The 17,990-nt window shown below is 63.6% G+C and carries 14 protein-coding genes; 8 read left to right on the plus strand and 6 right to left on the minus strand.

The window, feature by feature from the left end; translation table 11 throughout:
* The first annotated feature begins 279 nt into the window (after nt 1-279).
* Genes wecB through F792_RS0108935 form a run of 4 tightly spaced genes read left to right on the plus strand, consistent with a single transcriptional unit; the run spans nt 280 to nt 4,557 of the window.
* Nucleotides 280-1,434: a non-hydrolyzing UDP-N-acetylglucosamine 2-epimerase gene (gene wecB, locus F792_RS0108920; protein ID WP_018169283.1), complete on the plus strand. Its 1,155-nt coding sequence runs from the start codon at nt 280-282 to the stop codon at nt 1,432-1,434.
* Between the two features lie 5 nt (nt 1,435-1,439).
* Nucleotides 1,440-2,405, plus strand: coding sequence for a polysaccharide deacetylase family protein (locus F792_RS0108925; protein ID WP_018169284.1), 966 nt, complete (start codon nt 1,440-1,442; stop codon nt 2,403-2,405).
* Nucleotides 2,402-3,397, plus strand: coding sequence for a polysaccharide deacetylase family protein (locus F792_RS0108930; protein ID WP_018169285.1), 996 nt, complete (start codon nt 2,402-2,404; stop codon nt 3,395-3,397). The genes F792_RS0108925 and F792_RS0108930 overlap by 4 nt, the downstream gene beginning before the upstream one ends.
* Nucleotides 3,398-3,399: 2 nt before the next feature.
* On the plus strand, nt 3,400-4,557 hold the full coding sequence (locus F792_RS0108935; protein WP_018169286.1) for a GNAT family N-acetyltransferase: 1,158 nt from the start codon (nt 3,400-3,402) through the stop codon (nt 4,555-4,557).
* On the opposite strand, the gene F792_RS0108940 is transcribed toward F792_RS0108935, so the two are convergent.
* Genes F792_RS0108940 through F792_RS0108955 form a run of 4 tightly spaced genes read right to left on the minus strand, consistent with a single transcriptional unit; the run spans nt 4,520 to nt 9,018 of the window.
* The gene (locus F792_RS0108940; protein WP_026305936.1) at nt 4,520-5,170 is read right to left on the minus strand and encodes a GNAT family N-acetyltransferase; all 651 of its coding nucleotides are present in this window, start codon (nt 5,168-5,170) and stop codon (nt 4,520-4,522) included. The genes F792_RS0108935 and F792_RS0108940 overlap by 38 nt on opposite strands.
* Nucleotides 5,171-5,207: 37 nt before the next feature.
* Nucleotides 5,208-6,176, minus strand: a complete 969-nt coding sequence (locus F792_RS0108945) for a GNAT family N-acetyltransferase (RefSeq protein WP_018169288.1) — start codon at nt 6,174-6,176, stop codon at nt 5,208-5,210.
* Nucleotides 6,173-7,408: a pyridoxal-dependent decarboxylase, exosortase A system-associated gene (locus F792_RS0108950; protein WP_018169289.1), complete on the minus strand. Its 1,236-nt coding sequence runs from the start codon at nt 7,406-7,408 to the stop codon at nt 6,173-6,175. The genes F792_RS0108945 and F792_RS0108950 overlap by 4 nt, the downstream gene beginning before the upstream one ends.
* Nucleotides 7,405-9,018 carry an acyl-CoA ligase (AMP-forming), exosortase A system-associated gene (locus tag F792_RS0108955; protein ID WP_026305937.1) on the minus strand — a complete coding sequence of 538 codons (1,614 nt, stop codon included), beginning with the start codon at nt 9,016-9,018 and terminating at the stop codon, nt 7,405-7,407. The genes F792_RS0108950 and F792_RS0108955 overlap by 4 nt, the downstream gene beginning before the upstream one ends.
* A gap of 204 nt (nt 9,019-9,222) precedes the next feature.
* On the opposite strand from F792_RS0108955, the gene F792_RS0108960 reads away from it, so the two are divergent.
* On the plus strand, nt 9,223-10,662 hold the full coding sequence (locus tag F792_RS0108960; protein WP_018169291.1) for a putative O-glycosylation ligase, exosortase A system-associated: 1,440 nt from the start codon (nt 9,223-9,225) through the stop codon (nt 10,660-10,662).
* Between the two features lie 22 nt (nt 10,663-10,684).
* Nucleotides 10,685-12,520, plus strand: a complete 1,836-nt coding sequence (locus F792_RS0108965) for a hypothetical protein (protein WP_026305938.1) — start codon at nt 10,685-10,687, stop codon at nt 12,518-12,520.
* Between the two features lie 14 nt (nt 12,521-12,534).
* Here the strand turns inward: F792_RS0108965 and F792_RS0108970 are convergent, their stop codons facing one another.
* A complete protein-coding gene (locus F792_RS0108970; RefSeq protein WP_026305939.1) occupies nt 12,535-13,545 on the minus strand; it encodes a glycosyltransferase family 2 protein in 1,011 nt (336 codons plus the stop codon).
* 107 nt (nt 13,546-13,652) lie between these two features.
* Between F792_RS0108970 and F792_RS0108975 the strand changes: the two genes are divergently transcribed.
* Complete coding sequence (locus F792_RS0108975) at nt 13,653-14,546, plus strand: polysaccharide pyruvyl transferase family protein (protein WP_018169295.1); 894 nt, start codon at nt 13,653-13,655, stop codon at nt 14,544-14,546.
* 158 nt (nt 14,547-14,704) lie between these two features.
* On the plus strand, nt 14,705-15,925 hold the full coding sequence (locus tag F792_RS14915; protein WP_231362637.1) for a hypothetical protein: 1,221 nt from the start codon (nt 14,705-14,707) through the stop codon (nt 15,923-15,925).
* 288 nt (nt 15,926-16,213) lie between these two features.
* Here the strand turns inward: F792_RS14915 and F792_RS0108985 are convergent, their stop codons facing one another.
* Complete coding sequence (locus F792_RS0108985) at nt 16,214-17,779, minus strand: asparagine synthase-related protein (protein ID WP_020411026.1); 1,566 nt, start codon at nt 17,777-17,779, stop codon at nt 16,214-16,216.
* Nucleotides 17,780-17,990: the final 211 nt, after the last annotated feature.

Raw genomic sequence — 17,990 nt, forward strand, 5'->3', positions numbered from 1 at the left:
AACGTTCCATCACCGAGGCCTCCCTTGCCGAAAACGCTTACCCAACCCACTTGCCGAACTCAACGATGACCCCCGGCCACCCTGTTGTCACGCACTACCACCCACACCGGATCTAACGAGCCATTCACGAAGGCCCAGCATGTTTCTGCAGACACGATAAAGTGATTCAACAGGGATCCCGACCGGGCCTCGCGGACCCATCGCGGATGCCCAGCAGCGCCCGTTGGCGTCGTCGCAAGCGGGCCCCGCCCATGCGCCCACAGGACATCTCGACAGCCCATGACAAGCCATCAGCAATGCGACATCGTGTGCGTCGTTGGCGCACGGCCGAATTTCATGAAGATCGGCCCGGTGATGCGCGCGCTGGCCGGCGCGGGCATCACCGGGCAGCTCGTGCATACCGGCCAGCACTACGATCCGGCGATGAACGAGCGCTTCTTCACCGATCTGAACATCCCGTACCCGGACATCAACCTGGAAGTCGGCTCCTCCTCCCACGCGGTACAGACGGCCGAGGTCATGAGCCGCTTCGAGCCGGTGCTGGACGCGCTGAACCCGCGGGCCGTGCTGGTCGTCGGCGACGTGAACTCCACCATCGCCTGTGCCCTGGTCGCGGCCAAGAAGGGGATCGGCGTGATCCACGTCGAGGCCGGGCTGCGCAGCTACGATCGACGCATGCCGGAGGAGATCAACCGGGTTCTGACCGACCAGATCTCCGATCTCCTGTTCACCACCGAAGGCCATGCCATCGACAACCTCGCGCGCGAGGGGATCGATCGCGAGCGCGTCCACTTCGTCGGCAACGTGATGATCGACACCCAGCTCCACAACCTCGAGCGGGCCGTGCCCTGGGACGCATCCCTGCAATCCGCGGGTATCGACCCGGCGCGCTTCGCCCCGGATGGTGCCTACGGCGTGCTAACCCTGCACCGTCCCTCCAATGTCGACGACCCGGCGATCCTGGAACGCCTCATCGCCACTCTCGCGACCATCGCCCGCGAACTGCCCCTGGTCTTCCCGCTGCACCCCCGCACCCGCGACCGGCTGCAGGCCTCCGGGCTGGACCACCACCTGAGCGAGGCGCCCATCGCGGTCCTGCCGCCGGCCGGCTATCTGGAAATGCTGGGCCTGATGAAGGACGCGCGAGTCGTGCTCACCGACTCCGGTGGCATGCAGGAAGAAACCACGGCGCTGGGCGTACCCTGCATCACCCTGCGGGAGAATACCGAACGGCCCATCACCATCGACGAGGGCACCAATGTCCTGGTCGGACACGACCCGAAGCGTCTGCAGGCCGCCTTCCGCGACGTCATGGACCATGGCGGCAAACAGGGCCGCGCCCCGCAATACTGGGATGGCCGCGCCGGCGAGCGTATTGCCTCCGTCATCGCCCAGTGGCTGGGGCACGAGCCGCGCGCCCGCGCCACGGGCTGACCCGCATGCTGCTGCGCTCGCTGCTGTCCCTGATGTCGCCCGGCGGCTCCCGCGCGCGCCTGTCCATCCTGATCTATCACCGCGTCCTGCCCGCACCCGACCCGCTGTTGCCCGGCGATCCGCACGCCGATGATTTCCGCTGGCAGATGCGCCTGCTGGCCCGCTCCATGAACCCCTTGCCGCTGGACGAGGCCGTGGACCGCCTGCAGGCCGCTACGCTGCCCGCCCGCGCGGTCAGCGTCTCCTTCGATGACGGCTACGCCGACAACGCCACGGTCGCCCTGCCGATCCTGCGCGAGGCGGGCGTGCCGGCCACCTTCTTCATCGCCACCGGGTATCTCGACGGCGGGCGCATGTTCAACGACACCCTGATCGAGACCGTACGCCGCCTGCCAGCGGGCCCCATCGACCTGACGCCGGAGGGCCTGGGACAGCGGCAGCTGGACACCATCGCCGACCGGCGGGAGTTGATCCGCGCCCTGATCGGCCAGTTCAAGTACCAGCCCGCGGAGCAGCGCACGGCCGGCACCGAGGCACTTGCCCGGCGCTTCGGACTGAAACTTCCTGACGACCTGATGATGACTCGCGCCCAGGTCCGCGAACTGGCGGCGGCGGGCATGGGGATCGGCGGGCACACGGCCACCCACCCGATCCTCACCGAGGTGGACGCCACCACCGCGCGCGCCGAGATCCAGCGCGGCAAGGCCGATCTGGAGACGCTGCTGGACCGCCCGCTGCGCCTGTTCGCCTACCCGAACGGCCGCCCGGACCGCGACTACGCCGCCGAGCACGTGCAGATCGCGCGCGAGTGCGGCTTCGATGCCGCCGTCTCCACCGCCGCCGGCGCCGCGCGCGCGGCTTCCGATCCGTTCCAGCTCCCGCGCTTTACCCCCTGGGACCGCACGCCCCTGCGCTTCGGCCTGCGCCTGGCCCGCAACCTCGCCGAACCCTTGGAACGCCGCGCCGCATGACCACCCGTGTCCACATCACGGTCGACACCGAGTTCAGCATCGGCGGGGCCTTTGCCGACCCCCAGGGCCGGCGGCCGATCGGCCCGCCGTCCGTCTACTGCGAGCGCCATGGTCGCTCGGAAGGTCTGGGCTATCTTCTGGAGACCCTGGAGCAGTACGGCATTCGCGGCACCTTCTTTGTCGAGACCCTGAACACCTGCTATTTCGGAGACGAGCTCATGGGGGGCATCGCGCGCGAGATCGCCGCGCGGGGGCATGACGTGCAACTCCACCTGCACCCCTGCTGGACGTACTTCGAACAGCCGAACTGGTCTCAACAGCTGCAGACGAATCCGCCGAACGATGACATCACCCGCCGCAGCGAGGACGAGCAGGTTCGGCTGATCCGGATGGGCCAGGACACCTTCACCCGCTGGGGCCTGCCCGCGCCCACGGTCCTGCGTACCGGCGGGCTCAAGGTCGGGCTTGGCGTCTACGCGGCGATGCGCCGCTGCGGCATGGGGATCGCCTCGAACATCGGCCTGGCGATCTACCGCCCGCGCGAGCCCGAGCTGCACTTGTTCGCCGGACATCACGATATCGACGGCATACGCGAGTTCCCGGTCACCACCTACACGGACTTTTGCCTGCGGGGCGAGCGCCACTACAAGACCCTCACGATCACGGGATGCTCCTGGCCGGAGACCCGGACCGTCCTGAAAAAGGCCCGCGAACAGGGCGTATCGGATGTCGTGGTCCTCACCCACCCATTCGAGTTCGTGAAGCACCGGGGCGACGCCGCCCGGTCGCCGACCCTTGATCGCATCAATCGTCACCGCCTGAAACGACTGTGCAAATTCGTCGCGGAACAGCCCGATCTGGAGGCGGCCTGCATGAGCACACTCGGAAACGAGCCCGCGGCCCCGCATGAAGACACGCTCGATGTCCCCGCCTACCGGGCTCTGGGGCGCATCCTCGTCAACCGCCTCAACCACGCCTCGGTCGGGGTGTGAGCATGGCCCGCTCCCCCAGCGCCGCGGCGACCCAGCAGAACGATCGTGCCCGCGCAGCGAACTGGGTCCTGCGCCAGGCCTCGCCGGGCGAGACCTTCACGCCCCCGGCGCCGGGCACGATGATGGAGCATGACCCGGAGTGGCTGCTCGCCATACGGCACCCCGGCCACGGCAGCGTGCTGCTGGCCGAGCGGGACTCCCGCCAGTTGCCCATCTATGTCCACGACGGGGCCCTCAGCTTCGTCCTCGGTGGCATGGCCCTGAGGCGCATCGAGATCCGCCGCCATGTACTCACCGGCAACCTGCCCGACTGGTCGCAGGATGACCTGACGGCCGTCCTCGGCGAGCTGAAAGGCCACCTGGACCGGCGCGGCGTGGTGTTTCTGATCGGCGTGGTCGAAGGCGAACCGCTCTGGCAGGCGCTGCAATCGGCCGAGCTCCGCCGTCACTACCACGTACTGCAAAGCGGCGAGACGGACACGCGGCGTCTGGCGGACCTGCCAGGCACCTTCGATGCGTATCTCGGCTCGTTGCCACGCAAGGCCCGCCAGGATATCCGCCGCAGTGAACGTCGATTCAGCGAACACTTCGGCCAAAGCGCGCGCCTGGATGTCTTCTCCCGACCGGAAGAGATCACGGCGTTTCTTGATACCGTCGAGCCCGTATCGGCCCGCACCTACCAAAGCCGCCTGCTCGGACTGGGGGTAAAGCGAGGGCACTGGATTGAGCGCATGCTGCAGGCCGCCGCCGAACGCGGCTACGCGCGATGTTACGGCTTGTTTGTGGACCAGAAGCTGGTCGCCTGGAGAGTCGGCTTCGTCTTTCAGGGCACCTATTTCAGCCACCACATCGGCTACGACCCGGACTGGTCCGAATGGCATCCGGGCATTGTGCTGCAAGCACGGACCCTCCAGGACCTCTGTTCGCTGTCACCGACCATCCAGCGCGTCGACATGCTGCACGGAGACAACGCGGCAAAGCGCAAACTCTCGAACCAGTCGCGCCGCGAAGGCAAGTTCTACCTGTTCCCGCGAAACGTGCGGGGGACCCTGCTCTACACCTCTCTGGGTAGCTTCAACAGGCTCTCTGACACCCTCTCTGCCCTCGCCGCACGCCTGAAATTCAAGGACCGGATCCGGAGGGTTCTGCGGCGGGTTTGAGGCGCGTGACGCCGAAGCCCCGCCGGCGGGTACCGGGGGTGGCGACAAGGCGTCCGGAGGTAGTCGCGACAATGATCCCCGCCGGCCGCCAGCCTGCGCGCCGGAATGCCCGGCGAGAGGCAATATTGGTGGAGCGGACATGACAGTACGCGCGCCCGTAGCCTTCCCGAAACAGCGTCTCGCAGGCATGCCGCACCAGTGCCTGGGCGTGCCCCCGCCCGCGCTCGGATTCCGGCGTGTACAGGAAGGAGACAAAGAACGCCTCGGCCGGCAGGGAGAACCGCAACGGAATCGGCGTGGAGACATCGAATGCGCCGAACTGCACGTTCAGCTGCGACACGATTCGTCCGCCCGCCTCCAGCGCATGGATGCGCCCGCCCTCGCGCAACAGGCGCCGGGGTGAGCGGCCGGTGTGTCCCGCGATCGCCTGGGCCTGATCCTCGGGCAGACGGTCGAACCCGGCCACATCACGAAACTGGTGATAGCCGACGTCCGGTGCCCCCCCGTGCGGGTTGCCACTACCCGTGGCGTCCGCGCGCAGTTCGTAGAGCCAATGGACCTGGAGACCGGTCAGTCGCTTGAGCAGCCACAGGGCGGATGCCTCGAACGTCATCGGTGACATGCGCAGTCGGCGCACGAGCGATCGCCCCTCAGCCTGCCGCGGCCGCCCGGGCACGACGCTTGGCCCGGCCCTTGAGCTGCAAGCGGCTCAGCACATCACTGGCCAGACGCGAAAGGTCCGTGACCGCCAGATACGAGTACACCAGGGCGCGGTTACGCCAGGACGGGCGCAACAGGTACACGTCGGCGCAATAGCGGGAGTCCTTCCCGAACAGCGACTTGTGCGCGCCTTCCCCCGGGCTGAAATCGAACAGGGCAAATCGCTCCTCGTGGAACAGCGCCTCCAGCACCAGCCACTGCAGGACCGTGCCGGGGGACAGGTCGGCATGCTCCTGCAAGTAGCCGAGGAATGCGTAACGCAGAATCCCGTCGTCAATCGGACAGTACAGATAGGCAATGGGCTGCCCCTGCAGAAACAGCAGGTACCCGCGCACCCGCCCCTCGCGAGCACGTTCCACCAGTTGCTCGACGAACGCCTTGCCCCCGGGCAGACCGGCATCCAGCAAGCGCTCCTGATAGGTCCGGGCCGACACCTCGCGGGCGAGTTGATGAAACTCCTGGATCCCCTCCGGCGTGTCGTATTGGCGCCAGTCGACCGCGCCGCCGGAGGCCTCCGCCAGCTTGCGCACCTTGCGGCGCATGCTCGCGCGCGTCTTCGCGCTGAACCGTCCCTGATACGCGTCCCACCCGGTGGTCAGATCAATGAAGTGGCGCTGATACTGCCGGGGCACGAAGCGCAATCGCCCCCGAAACCGCGAGACGCGGGGCAGGGGCGCCTCCACCGGCATGGAGCGGATCAGGCAGTCCTCGTCCGGTGCGGCCGTCAGGATCTCTTCGGCATGCTCGGCACGGATCCGGGTAAACGGAAGCTGCAGCACCTGCATCGTGCGCACCGGCTCCGCCAGGGTGCGATACCCGAAGCGGAAAGGCAGATACACCGTCTGGCGCGCCAGCGGCAGGGCCGGGCTTTCCGGGGGCACGGCAACGGCGCCGTTCACACCAGGATCTCCACGGGTTCCGGATGGCTGAGGAAGCGCGTGGGGCTCGCGGTGTAGCCGTAAGCACCCGACTGGAAGACCACGATCAGGTCGCCCACGTCGGCGCGTGCCAGTTCCATCTGCTGGGCCAGCACATCCAGCGGCGTGCACAAAGGGCCCACCACGTTCACGACCTCGCGCTCGGTACCGCGCACACGATTGCCCACCACCACCGGATAGTTCTTGCGGATCACCTGGCCAAAGTTGCCGGAAGCGGCAAGGTGGTGATGCAAGCCGCCATTGGTGACCAGAAACACCTGACCGCGCGACTCCTTGCGGTCCAGGACCTCGGCCACATAAATGCCGGCCTCGCCCACCAGGTAACGCCCCAGTTCGAGAATGATCTCCGCATCCGGGAGCGCATCCCGCACCGCAGGCAGACGGCCTTCCAGGTGCTCCGCGACCGGCCCGAGATCCAGCGGTTGATCGCCCGGGAAATAGGGGATACCGAAGCCGCCGCCGATGTTCAGCATCTCGACCGGCCCCGGGGCGGACTCGGCCAGACGCAGGGCAAGCTCGAACGTCTGCCCCTGCGCCTCGACCAAGGTCTCTGGTCGCAGGTTCTGCGAGCCGGAGAAGATATGGAAACCGCGAAAATGCAGCCCGAGTTCGCCAATGCGGGCCAGCAGGTCGGGAACCCGTTCGGCATCGATCCCGAAGGCCTTGGGTCCGCCACTCATGCGCATGCCGGAGCTCTTCAGCTCGAAATCGGGGTTCACCCGGACCGCGACACGGGCCTGATACCCGGTACGCGCGGCAATCGCGCCGACCCGCTCCAGTTCGGTGGAAGACTCCAGGTTGATGGTGATCCCGGCCGCGACGGCGGCCTCCAGCTCCGGCACCGACTTGCCCGGTCCGGCGAAGCTGATGTCAGCCGGGCCGGTCCCGGTATCGAGCGCCACCTGCATCTCGCGCTGCGAGGCCACGTCGAGCCCGTCCACCTGCCCGGCCATGTGTTGTACGACCGCCGGCATCGGGTTGGCCTTGATCGCGTAATGCAGCGAGAGGCCCTCCGGCAGGCTGCGACGCAGCAGCGCGACCCGGCGGGTCATTGCGTCCCGGTCATAGGCATAAAAGGGGGTCTGTCCGACGCGTGCGGCCAGATCCACGAGCGACTGCCCTCCAAGCTGGAGGCAGTCGTCCACCACACTGAACTGGTCCATCGGGCTGTGGTCGGGGCGGGTATCGTTCACGCCGGCACCCCTTCCCGGAACAGGTCGCCAAACTCGCTGGCAAGCGCCTTGCGGTCGATCTTGCCGTTGGCGTTGCGCGGCAGTGGCTCGGCGCACAAACCGACATGCGCCGGCAGCATGAAGCCCGGCAAATGGGGGCGCAGCGCGTCGATCAGGTCATCCGCCCGCAGCCCCGGGGCCTGCGGCAGGGCCACCAGCACGATCGCTTGCCCCAGGCCCGGGTGTTCCACCCCCAGCGCGGCGGCCTCCGCCACCAGCCCTGTGGCATAGACCGCTTCTTCCACCTCGTTGGGGCTCACGCGGTACCCGGAAGTCTTGATCATCTCGTCACGGCGCCCGACGAAATAGAGGAACCCATCCGCATCCATGCGTACCGTATCGCCGGACCACACCGCCATCTCGGTCAGGGGCACACCGGACGGTTGGCCCGGCGCGGGGCGGAAACGTTCCGCCGTGCGTTCCGGATCATTCCAGTACCCCATGGCGACCAGCGCACCCCGGTGAACCAGCTCGCCCGGCTCGCCGGGGGCGCAGGGGCTGCCGTCCTCGCGGACCACCTGGATCTCCGCATTGGGGATCGCCCGGCCCATGGAGCCGGAACGCTTGTCCAGCTCGGCCGGCGGGAGATAGGTAGAACGAAATGCCTCGGTCAATCCGTACATCAGGTAGCAATCGGTGCGAGGAAGTTGTTCACGCAGGGCCGCGAGTGTCTCCTTCGGCATCGCACCGCCGGAGTTGGTGATATAGCGCAGGGAGGCGCGTGCCGCTTCCGGCCATTCCAGGCGGGCGAGCTGGATCCACAGAGGCGGGACGGCCGCAAGGCCGGTGATGCCGTCGCGCTCCACGGCCCGGATCACGTCGCGCGGCAGCAGGTAATTCAGCAACACGGCCTCGGCCCCGATCCGGAAGGCGGTGGTCAGCTGACTCAGGCCATAGTCAAAACTGAAGGGGAGCACCGCGAGGATGCGATCCTCCGGCCGGTTGTCCAGGTAGGTCGACACGCTCTGTGCGCCCGCGACCATATTGCGGTGCGAAAGCACAACCCCCTTGGGGCGTCCGGTACTCCCGGAGGTGTAGAGGATCGCGGCCATGTCGGTATCGATCACCCGGTGCCCGCTCAATCCATCGCGATCCGGCTCGGCGTCCCAGGCGTCCACTCGCACATGCCCGCCCCCGGCATCGCCCGAGTCCTGACCCGAGTCCTGGCTCGGCTCCTGCCCCACCACCAGCACCGTGTGCAGGTCGGGGCACCCGGCGAGAGCCGCACGCAGTGCCGCCAGGCGGTCCGCGGAGGTCACCAGGATGCGCACATTGCAGTCGCGCAGGATGTGCGCCACCTGTTCCGCCTTGAGTAGCGGGTTAACCGGAACGAATACACCGCCGGCGCGAGCCGCACCGAACAGGGCGTGAACCGTCTCCGGCCGCTTGTCGAGGTAGACCGCGACGCGTTCCTGACGCTCCAGGCCGCAATCCAGCAGGCGCGAGGCCGCGCGCTCGATACTGGCCGCCAGCGTCGCATAGTCCTCGACGCCATCCCGATGGCGCAGGGCCGGTACGGCCGCCGAGCGCTCGGCTTGCATCAATACGGAATCGTGCAGGAGAAAGGACATTCGGCGCCAAGGGTGTCGGGGACTGACGGGTCGATCATACCCCACGCACTTCGCACCGCTGGCCGCGGCCTGGCCACAGCGTTAGTAGTCCGTTCGTCGGCCCGGCCTTACATGCGTCTCGCCGCGTGTAACATTCGAAAAGACGCGCCATGAGCCATCCCTTTTCCGTCCGTCCCGGCCACAGCGGCGCGAGGTTCGAACTGCATGCGTGATTACCTGCTCGCCCTGATCGTCGTCGTGCTCGTTCCCCTGATCGTGCGCTACGCGTGGATCGGCATCCTGGCCTGGTTCTGGGTCGGGCTCTTTGCGCCCCAGTGGCACACTTGGACCTTCATGCGCGGGGCCCCCCTCGCCACCTACCTGGGCGGGGCGACCCTGGTCGCACTGTTCCTGGCAAAGGATCGCAAGCCGTTTCCGTTCACCCGCGAGACGGTGATGCTGTTCGCGCTGGCGGCGTATTTCGCGATGACCAGCCACTTCGCGGTGAATTCCAGTGGCGCCTGGGACTTCTGGATCCACTTCATGAAGATCCTGCTGATCACCTTCATCACGCCCCTGCTGATCTACGGCGAGCGCCGCATTGTCTGGCTGCTGCTGGTGATCACCGCCTCGCTCGCCTTCTACGGATTCAAGGGCGGCATCTTCGCCCTCCAGACGGGCGGGGCCCACATGGTCCTTGGGCCCGTTGGCTCCTACCTTTCCGGCAATACCTACATCGGCCTGGCCATGCTCATGGTGCTGCCACTCATCCTGGCAAGCGCGCGCATGTTCCATCACCAGTGGGTCGACCTGGGATTCGACCTGCTCCGTCGATTCTCGCGCCCCATTAGCTGGTTCCTCTACGGCGTCTTCTGGCTCACCGCAATCGCGATCCTCGCCACCCACTCGCGCGGGGCGTTCGTCGGCCTGCTCGCGATCGTGCCCCTGCTCTTCTGGCACATGCAGAAGAAGTGGCTGATGGTCCTCGTCGGCTTTTTCCTTATAGCGGTGGTGGGCGTGACCGCACCGGAGCCGCTGGTCGAGCGCTGGCAGACGATCGAGACCTACGAGGAAGACACCTCCGCCATGCAACGCATCCAGTCCTGGGGCGTGGCCTGGAACATGGCGATGGAACGCCCCCTCACCGGCATGGGGTTTCGGAACTCAGCTCTGGGTTATGACTGGTGGATGGGCTATGCCAATTTCGAGGGCAGCTGGCGCCACGTACTGTCTCCCCACAGCGTGTATTTCGGGATCCTGGGACAACACGGGTTCGGAGGCCTGGCCGTATTCCTGCTGCTAATGGCCTTCACCTTTCACACTCTCAACCGGGTCCGGCGAACGGCGCGCCAACGGACAGGAGAGATCTGGCTGTCGGAGTACGCCTGGGCCCTGCAGATTGGGCTCGTAGGCTATCTGATATCCGGCATCTTCCTGGATGTCGCCTACTTCAACCTGCTGTATGCCTTTATCGCCCTGGCCGTCATCATGCGCAGGGAACTGGAACAGGCCCCACAAGCGGCCACGGCCACGGCCACGGCTTCCGATCCGCCCACGGAGCCAGGCCTCGCCTCCGGCCCCGATCCCGACCCCGAACCAGTCCGCGCAGACAAGGACACCGTGATGTCCGGCACCCTGATGGGGCCGTCGTCGCCCAGGGTTTAAGTCGATTGTGATTACCGACCTGATGGGGGCCACACCAATCATCCCTTCCTCCGCGCCTGCGGCTTCCGAGTTGGGCCGGTGTCTAGAGGCCCTCGCCGCTGCACTACGTACTCACATCCGGCCCGGCTCTGGCTTGCACGATCCAGTCGATGAAGCCCCTACACCCGCAGATCACTACGGCCAAACCGGTGCCGCCCTCGCGCTTGCAATCCTGGATGGGCCCGACTCGCGGATGTGGCGGCACCCCCTGGAGGCGTGGGAGGCCCTGCCGGCGCAAAAGACCGGGCACGCCCCGTTCAACCGCTTCCTGCTGACCCTGCTCGCGGAACACCTCGAGCGATCCGGGGCACCGGCAAGCGAAGTGGCGCACAGCCGGGCATTGGCTCAAGGCTGCAAGTTGGCGCGCCGCTACCCATCCAACAATTGGACCTTGCTGGCCCGGCTGTGCGAACTGCAGGAGGCCAACGGCAAGGCCGAACCCCGGACGCATGCGCGCCTGCGCGGACTCCTTGACCGCTGGACAACCCCTTCCGGCGCCTTCGTTGATTACCCGGCCCGCCCCGGCACACCGGCACGCGGGGCCACACCCGCGGCCTATCATCACAAAGCGTTGTTCGTGGCGGTCATGGCCGCGGAGCTTGGCGAACCGGAAGCATGGCGGCCCACCATCGAGCGCCTGTTGCGATGGAGCCTCTACGTGTGGGACGGCCACGGCCATGCTGGCGGCCTCGGCCGGAGCAGCCACGCGCTCTTTGGAGATGCCTGTCTGGTAGCGAGCCTGCTACTGCTCGGGGCCGCAACTGACGCACACCAGGACACCGCATCCGGACGGATGCTGAGCGGCCTTCTTGGGCGCTGGTCCGACCAGATTCGGTCCGATGGCTTCCTGGCACTGAACCCCGCCGATACCGCCATTTCAGGCACAGGCTGGGACCCCTACATGCATCTGTCGGTCTACAACGCCTGGGCCGCGGCCATAATCGCATGGGCGCGCTGTCGCACGGACCGCCCTGATCGCGAGCATGCCGTCCACCTCGATGCGCTCGAGGCCGCACAGCCAGCCCACACGGGGACCGAGCTTCTCCGGGCCGGAACACCGTCTGCCACCTTTGCCCTGGTCTCTACCCACGGGCAGCCTCCACAGGCCTTCAGCCGCGACGCCGTGGAGCTGCGCTATGCCGGTGGCGTACCGTTGCACGTGACCTGGCAGGGGAACGTGCTTTGTCCCGCGCCTGCCCGAATACCCGTAAAAGCCCTGCTGGACGCTCCCGCCCTGGCGGGCTGGACGCCCGTGTTCCTGATTGACGACCGCCTGTTCGGACTCACCGACTTCGAACACTGCGAAAGCGAGGCTTCGGAAGAACGCTTGCGAGTAACGCTCTCGGGACACCCGCGCCCTTTGCTTCGCCTTGCCGACACAAGCCTCCCGGCCCGGGCCCTGGCAGCACTCGACTGGCGGTTGCTGGATGGCGCGCTAGGCCGGCGCGCCGCCCTGCGGAGAGCGCCATACCGGGACGTCGTCGGCACTGTCACCCTGATCATTTCCCTGAAGAAGCCTTGCATCGTGCAACGGCTGAACCTCGAATACGGCGGTCGGCAGGGTCTCACCCTCCTGAACCCGGGCGGACACGCTGTCACCGACACGCGACGGGTGAATCGCTGGTTCAGACAAGCCGTGAACGGAGCCCAGCGCGATCACTCATCGGGCGACTGGCACGAGACGCCCTTGCCCTCCGCCATTGCCAGTGGCATGGGGTTTTGCCAGAGCCCCGAAAGCATCCTGAGAGGCACTTACATGTCCGAACTGACACTCGAATGGCCCAGTCGGCACCGGGACGCTACGGGATCGCCATGCTAGCCGCCCAACATCGTTTACGCCGTTGGCCGTCCACCCTTTTCTCCAAGGCGTCCGAGGGCCAGGCCCAGGATGTTCGGCAAGAACAGGACCGCCCCCAGCGGATCTCGACGCAACGTCGCCCTCACCAAAGACCAGTCCAGGGGTTTACGGTGCCTCAGCTGGTGCAAGACGGCCGCGACGAAAGAACGCCGCGAGTCCGCCAGCTGTCCCCGCACAAATGCCCGCTGCTTCCCATCCAGCCGAATCTCTTCAAGAACCATGCGCGCGAGCGCGATGTAGTTGGATGTCAGGCGAACATAGCCTTCCGTCTTCCAGCCCGACTTGTCGAAGATATTCACGCCCTCGCCTTCGTCGGCATAAATACGGGGCGAAAATGCCACGCGACCGATCGATTGCCCCAGCGTCAGTTTGAACAACCGGTCCTCACCCTGAAAAAGACTCTCGCGGAAACGGACATCGGGAAACCGGTCAAGTCGGTACGCCATGGTCGTGGGACCAATGATATTGGTTCGCCGAACCAAAAGGTCAAAGAAATCCCCAACGTATTCGTACAAGTCGTGTTCCGGATCCACCACGCGGTGCTCCTCGGGACAGATATTGTCGTTCCGAGTATCCGACCACTGGAAGCGCGATGTCGGGATTCCGGTTCGTCGACTGTTTCCCACAAAGAGGTCGAATCCTTGGTCAAGGGCTCGCACAGCATCTTCCAGAAAGGGCCCTATCCATTCGTCATCGGAATCCAGAAAGGCGACATGGCGGGTGCCTGGAGCAACATGTTCGAGGCCCTTATTTCGGGCCGCCGCCGGCCCCGCATTCTCCTGGTGAATAACCTCGACCGGACAATCCTCCAGGAAATCGCCGATCTCCTCCTCGGCTGGAAGTGGCGACCCGTCATCGACCACCAGGACCTCTATGTCAACTCCCGCGGCGTTGTCCAGAACCGAACGCACGCACTGGCGCAGAAGTCCCCGCTTGCGCTGGAAATAAGGTATGACCACTGCAATCTTCGAAGGGCTCACGGACAATTTGATATCTCCACGACGGGGACCGAACAGCTGCCTTTTGACATCTAAATCCCTCTAATACAACCCCAACATCCGGGGCGCTCCCCTGGATTGTGCTGGAGCTCAAGATGTATCTCTATAGCTATCGTAAACGACCCAACTTTGGCGACGCTCTCAACGACTACCTTTGGCCACGTTTCATCCGAACGCCACTGGAGGCTGAGCCAGGCTCCAACGAGGTGTTTGTAGGCATAGGGACGTTGCTCAATGAACGCCTGCCCGCCTCGGGCGTTCTCCACATCTTCGGCAGCGGCCTCGGCTATGGAACGGTCCCAGCAGAAGCCGTCGCGCGCTGGACCGTGCACTTCGTACGGGGCCCCTTGACCGCCGCCTCCCTGAACCTGGACCCGAAACTCGCCATCTCTGACCCCGGCATCCTCCTCCACCGCACCGAAGACCTCAACCCGAAAAAAGATATCGACTGCGCCTTTATGCCGCACCACGCCCTTTTCTCCGAACGAATGCGCCAGCTTTGCGAGCAGGCCGGCGTTCATTTCATTCATCCCGAGGCCTCTTGCGACAGCGTAATCGATCAGATCGGACGATCCCGCAAGCTCATCTGCTCCGCCATGCACGGCGCGATCACGGCCGAAGCACTCCGTGTTCCGTGGCTTCCCGTGATTACAAACCGCCAAATGCTTCTGAGCAAGTGGCACGACTGGTCAGCGAGCATGCAGACTGAAGTCCACTTTCACAAGCTTCCGACAATATGGTCTCACGCCAACCGGTCTCCCCATGGCTGGGTCCTTGCGAAATTCAAGGGCAACGCCTTTTCCCGAAAACTGAAACAACTCGCACGGAAAGGCAATTTCCAATTAGGGGCCGATCGCATCCTTCAGGATCGCATCCAGCGCATAGAGAACAAGATCCACGACTTCAACTCACAGATATGCAGCCAAGTCGACGGCGCCGACCAACCCCAGAAAGGCGCCTCTCAATTAAAGGCGGATTGGGCCAAATAACCCCCTGCACCAAAGACGCAAAACCCAACCAAGAAACACCAGATGTTCGTATGATAGAAAATACAATACACCCGACCGACCCCGACACGCTGCGCCAGCGTAAACAAAAAAAGGGCGGTTTCGACTGATATTAAATATCACCCATGGGGACGACTGCCATGACCATCTACGTCGAACGAACGGAGCAACGCGAAGAAGATGGCTGGGCCATTTTCGAAACAGCAGTTCACCATCCACAACTTCCGGACAACCTCTACTTCCGTACGTTCAGCCGTTATTCCGGCCACATATCCGAAGAATCCGACGCGCCCGCGCTAGCCCTCCTGATGCCCGCCATGGCTTTAGGTGAAGACATACACCTCTCCACAACCGTGTCCGAGAAACTTCTCCGGAACCTTAACGGCCCAATTCAGACCATCCTCCTCGCCATTGCCCCCTACCTAACACGGGTGGAGGTGAAGGCGACCCCCGCGCCACGCACTCCTCACCATGGGGACGGGCTGGTGGCGACGGGATTTTCTTCCGGCGTCGACTCCTTCTGCACCCTAACGCAATACCATCGTGCGAACGCGCCGCAGGGCTTTGCGCTATCCTTTCTGACCTACAACAACGTAGGATCGCAAACCAAATCCAACACAAAAGAGTTCCTCGAACGATATAACCGCCTAAAACCAAAGGCCTCCCAAGAGGGGCTCGAACTTGTTCCAATTGACTCGAACATGGAAGAATTTTTCCAAGTATCTGATGAACTCGACTTCGTTCAGACACATTCCGTACGAAACAGCGCGACAGGACTCCTTTTCCAACAGCGAACGTGCCGATTTCTATACTCGTCAGCCTACCCGTACGACGCTACATTCGTTGGAGAAACGCGTCTGATCGCGCGCGCAGATCCCGTTTTACTACCCCTTCTCGGAACCGAATCCATCGAAGTACTTCCGGTGGGTGGCGAACTCACGCGGGTGGAGAAAACGGTGGCCCTCGTAAAGAACCACACGGCGCGGACAGGCTTGGACGTATGCCTAATTAATGAAAGGGGGGAGAACTGCTCGCGCTGTGAAAAATGCATGAGGACACTCCTTTGCCTTGAAATCACAGGAAATCTCGAACAATTCAGCGAATCGTTCGATCTTAAAGTTTATGAGAAGGAGCGAATTCGATACATCGCGAGAACCATTCGAGGACAAAGGACTTACGACAAGGAGCTACAAGATGCGATGAAACGGTACCGGTTTCGAGCCCCGCTAAAGGCGCAACTCATCGCAAGCTCCAGGGTTATCGAGATGCGATACAAGATACGGCAAACAAGGCAGCTGGCTCGGCATACAATCGGTGCCATTCGGAGAAGATTGGGAAACCAAGCGTCAGCCAAGAGTTAACCAAGCTTCACCGGGGAAGTCGTAGAGTATTTTTAACATCCAACGTCAAACAGATTATTTTATCGCGTCTAATTGCACCCCGTGCGAGAAAGCGTTTTTATGTCGCGCGAAGGAGTGACAAAACATAGTTCCGGACGATTGAACGCAGGGCTGAGATTGGCACTTTACGGTTAAGCTGGACCGTTGAAAACGTAACCCCCCCCCGGCAGAGCAGGGCCTATGGACGCCGAGCTTGTCCTAGCGGACGCGACCCTGTAGGAGATCATCAACAAATCTCTGAGTTCGGGCTCAGAGACCATGGATTCCTCCCGCTGCCCGTTCCATTTCTAATCTTCTTAACAATGGCTGAAGATACCAAAGCTTCCCTGGATGCCGGGCAACGGATGAACGCGCCAGCATTGCCGCGAAGCGCCCAGTCCTCACTAGACGGGAACGCATCAGCCCAGGGTTTCTGGCCAGATACAGTAGTGTCTCGCGCGCCGCCTTGCGGTAATACCGATCGAGCTCACGTTGTCTCGGTGGCGTCGTGCTTCGAGATTCATAAGGTACGTCCGCGTATTCCGGGTAGCTGCGGCGAATTGTCTCGTCATGCAATCCCTGGCGCGCGTAAGCAGGGTTCAGCCCCATCAGAAAGTCGAACAGATCATGGTCGAGATAGGGGCAAAATACCGTTTCGACATCTCGCAAGAGACCAAAGGGTATCAGGCCAATGCATCGACGAGTGCGATTCCAGAAGACGAACGAGAGCAATGGATTCGGTGCACCGCAGTGTTGAGCCAGCTCCTCGGCCAAGCGGTCGATTGCGACCGACCGGGGAATGCGTTTCCGAAAATCGGCTTGAGAACATGAGTGGATAAAACCCTCGTTTCCTGATTCTTCCAATAGATTCTCAGCTAGCCGTGATGTCTGGCCAGAAGCAAGGAGCTGCTGTTTCTCTTCCGTGAGCGTATGGCCTGCGGAAAGCACGTCGCCCCCGATGCCGTCGTAAATACACTTCGTCCCGCGATGCGAGAAATAACCGGCCAGTGGATCAAGCCAGGTGTGCCCGCTGGCGCAGAATTCGGTCAGCTCGATATCCTGCAGGGTTGCCTCGAGGTAGGAGGCCGGATAGTCCACCTCGTCATGCAGCTGCCCCGTGGCCTGCGTGAGGCGGCATGCAATCAACCGGTCCTCATCATCGATTGGCGGATATCCCTGGACCGTCACGGTCCGCCTTGGAGCGTGGCCTTGAGCTAGTAATTCCAGAAAGATGTGGCGCGAATCCCTGCCTCCACTGAGTGCCAGATCAAATCCGCCATCGGGAGGAACCCTGCGGCTGATGGCCTGCGCGAACAGGCCGGCATACTGGTCGACGGCCTCGTCAAAATTCCCCACCTTGGGTGCCACCTGGGATGCCCCGGAAAAACGCGGCTCCACGGAAATCTTTCCGTTTGCCCAGATAAGCCGTACGCCCGGGGGCAAAAACCTCACGTGTTCGAAGGGCGTATCGTTCGCTAGGAAGATTCCCAGCCTCTGAAAAACCGCCAGCGCCCCGAAGTCGAGTGTTTTGGGGAAGGAACCTGCAAGCACATGCCGAATCGACGGCGAAATCCGTATCTCGTTCCCCCATGTGCTATAGAACAATGGATACATCCCGTACCGATCGTTTTCTACGATCAGCCTTCTCCCGCTCCAGTCCCAACGGCCGAAGATTCCGTCCGTTTCTCTACCGAGACCGCCGTCGAGCTCATGACCCAGACGCACGTGCTCTTCCCCTTCAATGCAAATACCCGACGCGGTGCTTCGAGCGACGAAATATGGCTCGGGCTTGGGTTTGCTATTGCAAAGCCGAAAGTCCAAAGGCTCCTGCTTCATAGAAATCACCTCACGGGCAAAAAAAGCCAACGTCGCCTCTGCTTCAGCTCGCCCAAACACGAGCCACAACCGAATGAAGCAGCTGACTCCACGATTGCTCGAACGTCTGCATAGAAGAGGCAGCCCGCCCATGGAAGCGTTTTAACCAAGCGGGGCAAAGAGCTTCCATCCGCTTGCAGCTTCTCAGAGACGCCTTCACATCGATACCCCG

Origin of the sequence: Thioalkalivibrio sp. ALMg9 (genome assembly GCF_000380625.1) — a bacterium.
GTDB classification, from domain to species: Bacteria; Pseudomonadota; Gammaproteobacteria; order Ectothiorhodospirales; family Ectothiorhodospiraceae; genus Thioalkalivibrio; species Thioalkalivibrio versutus.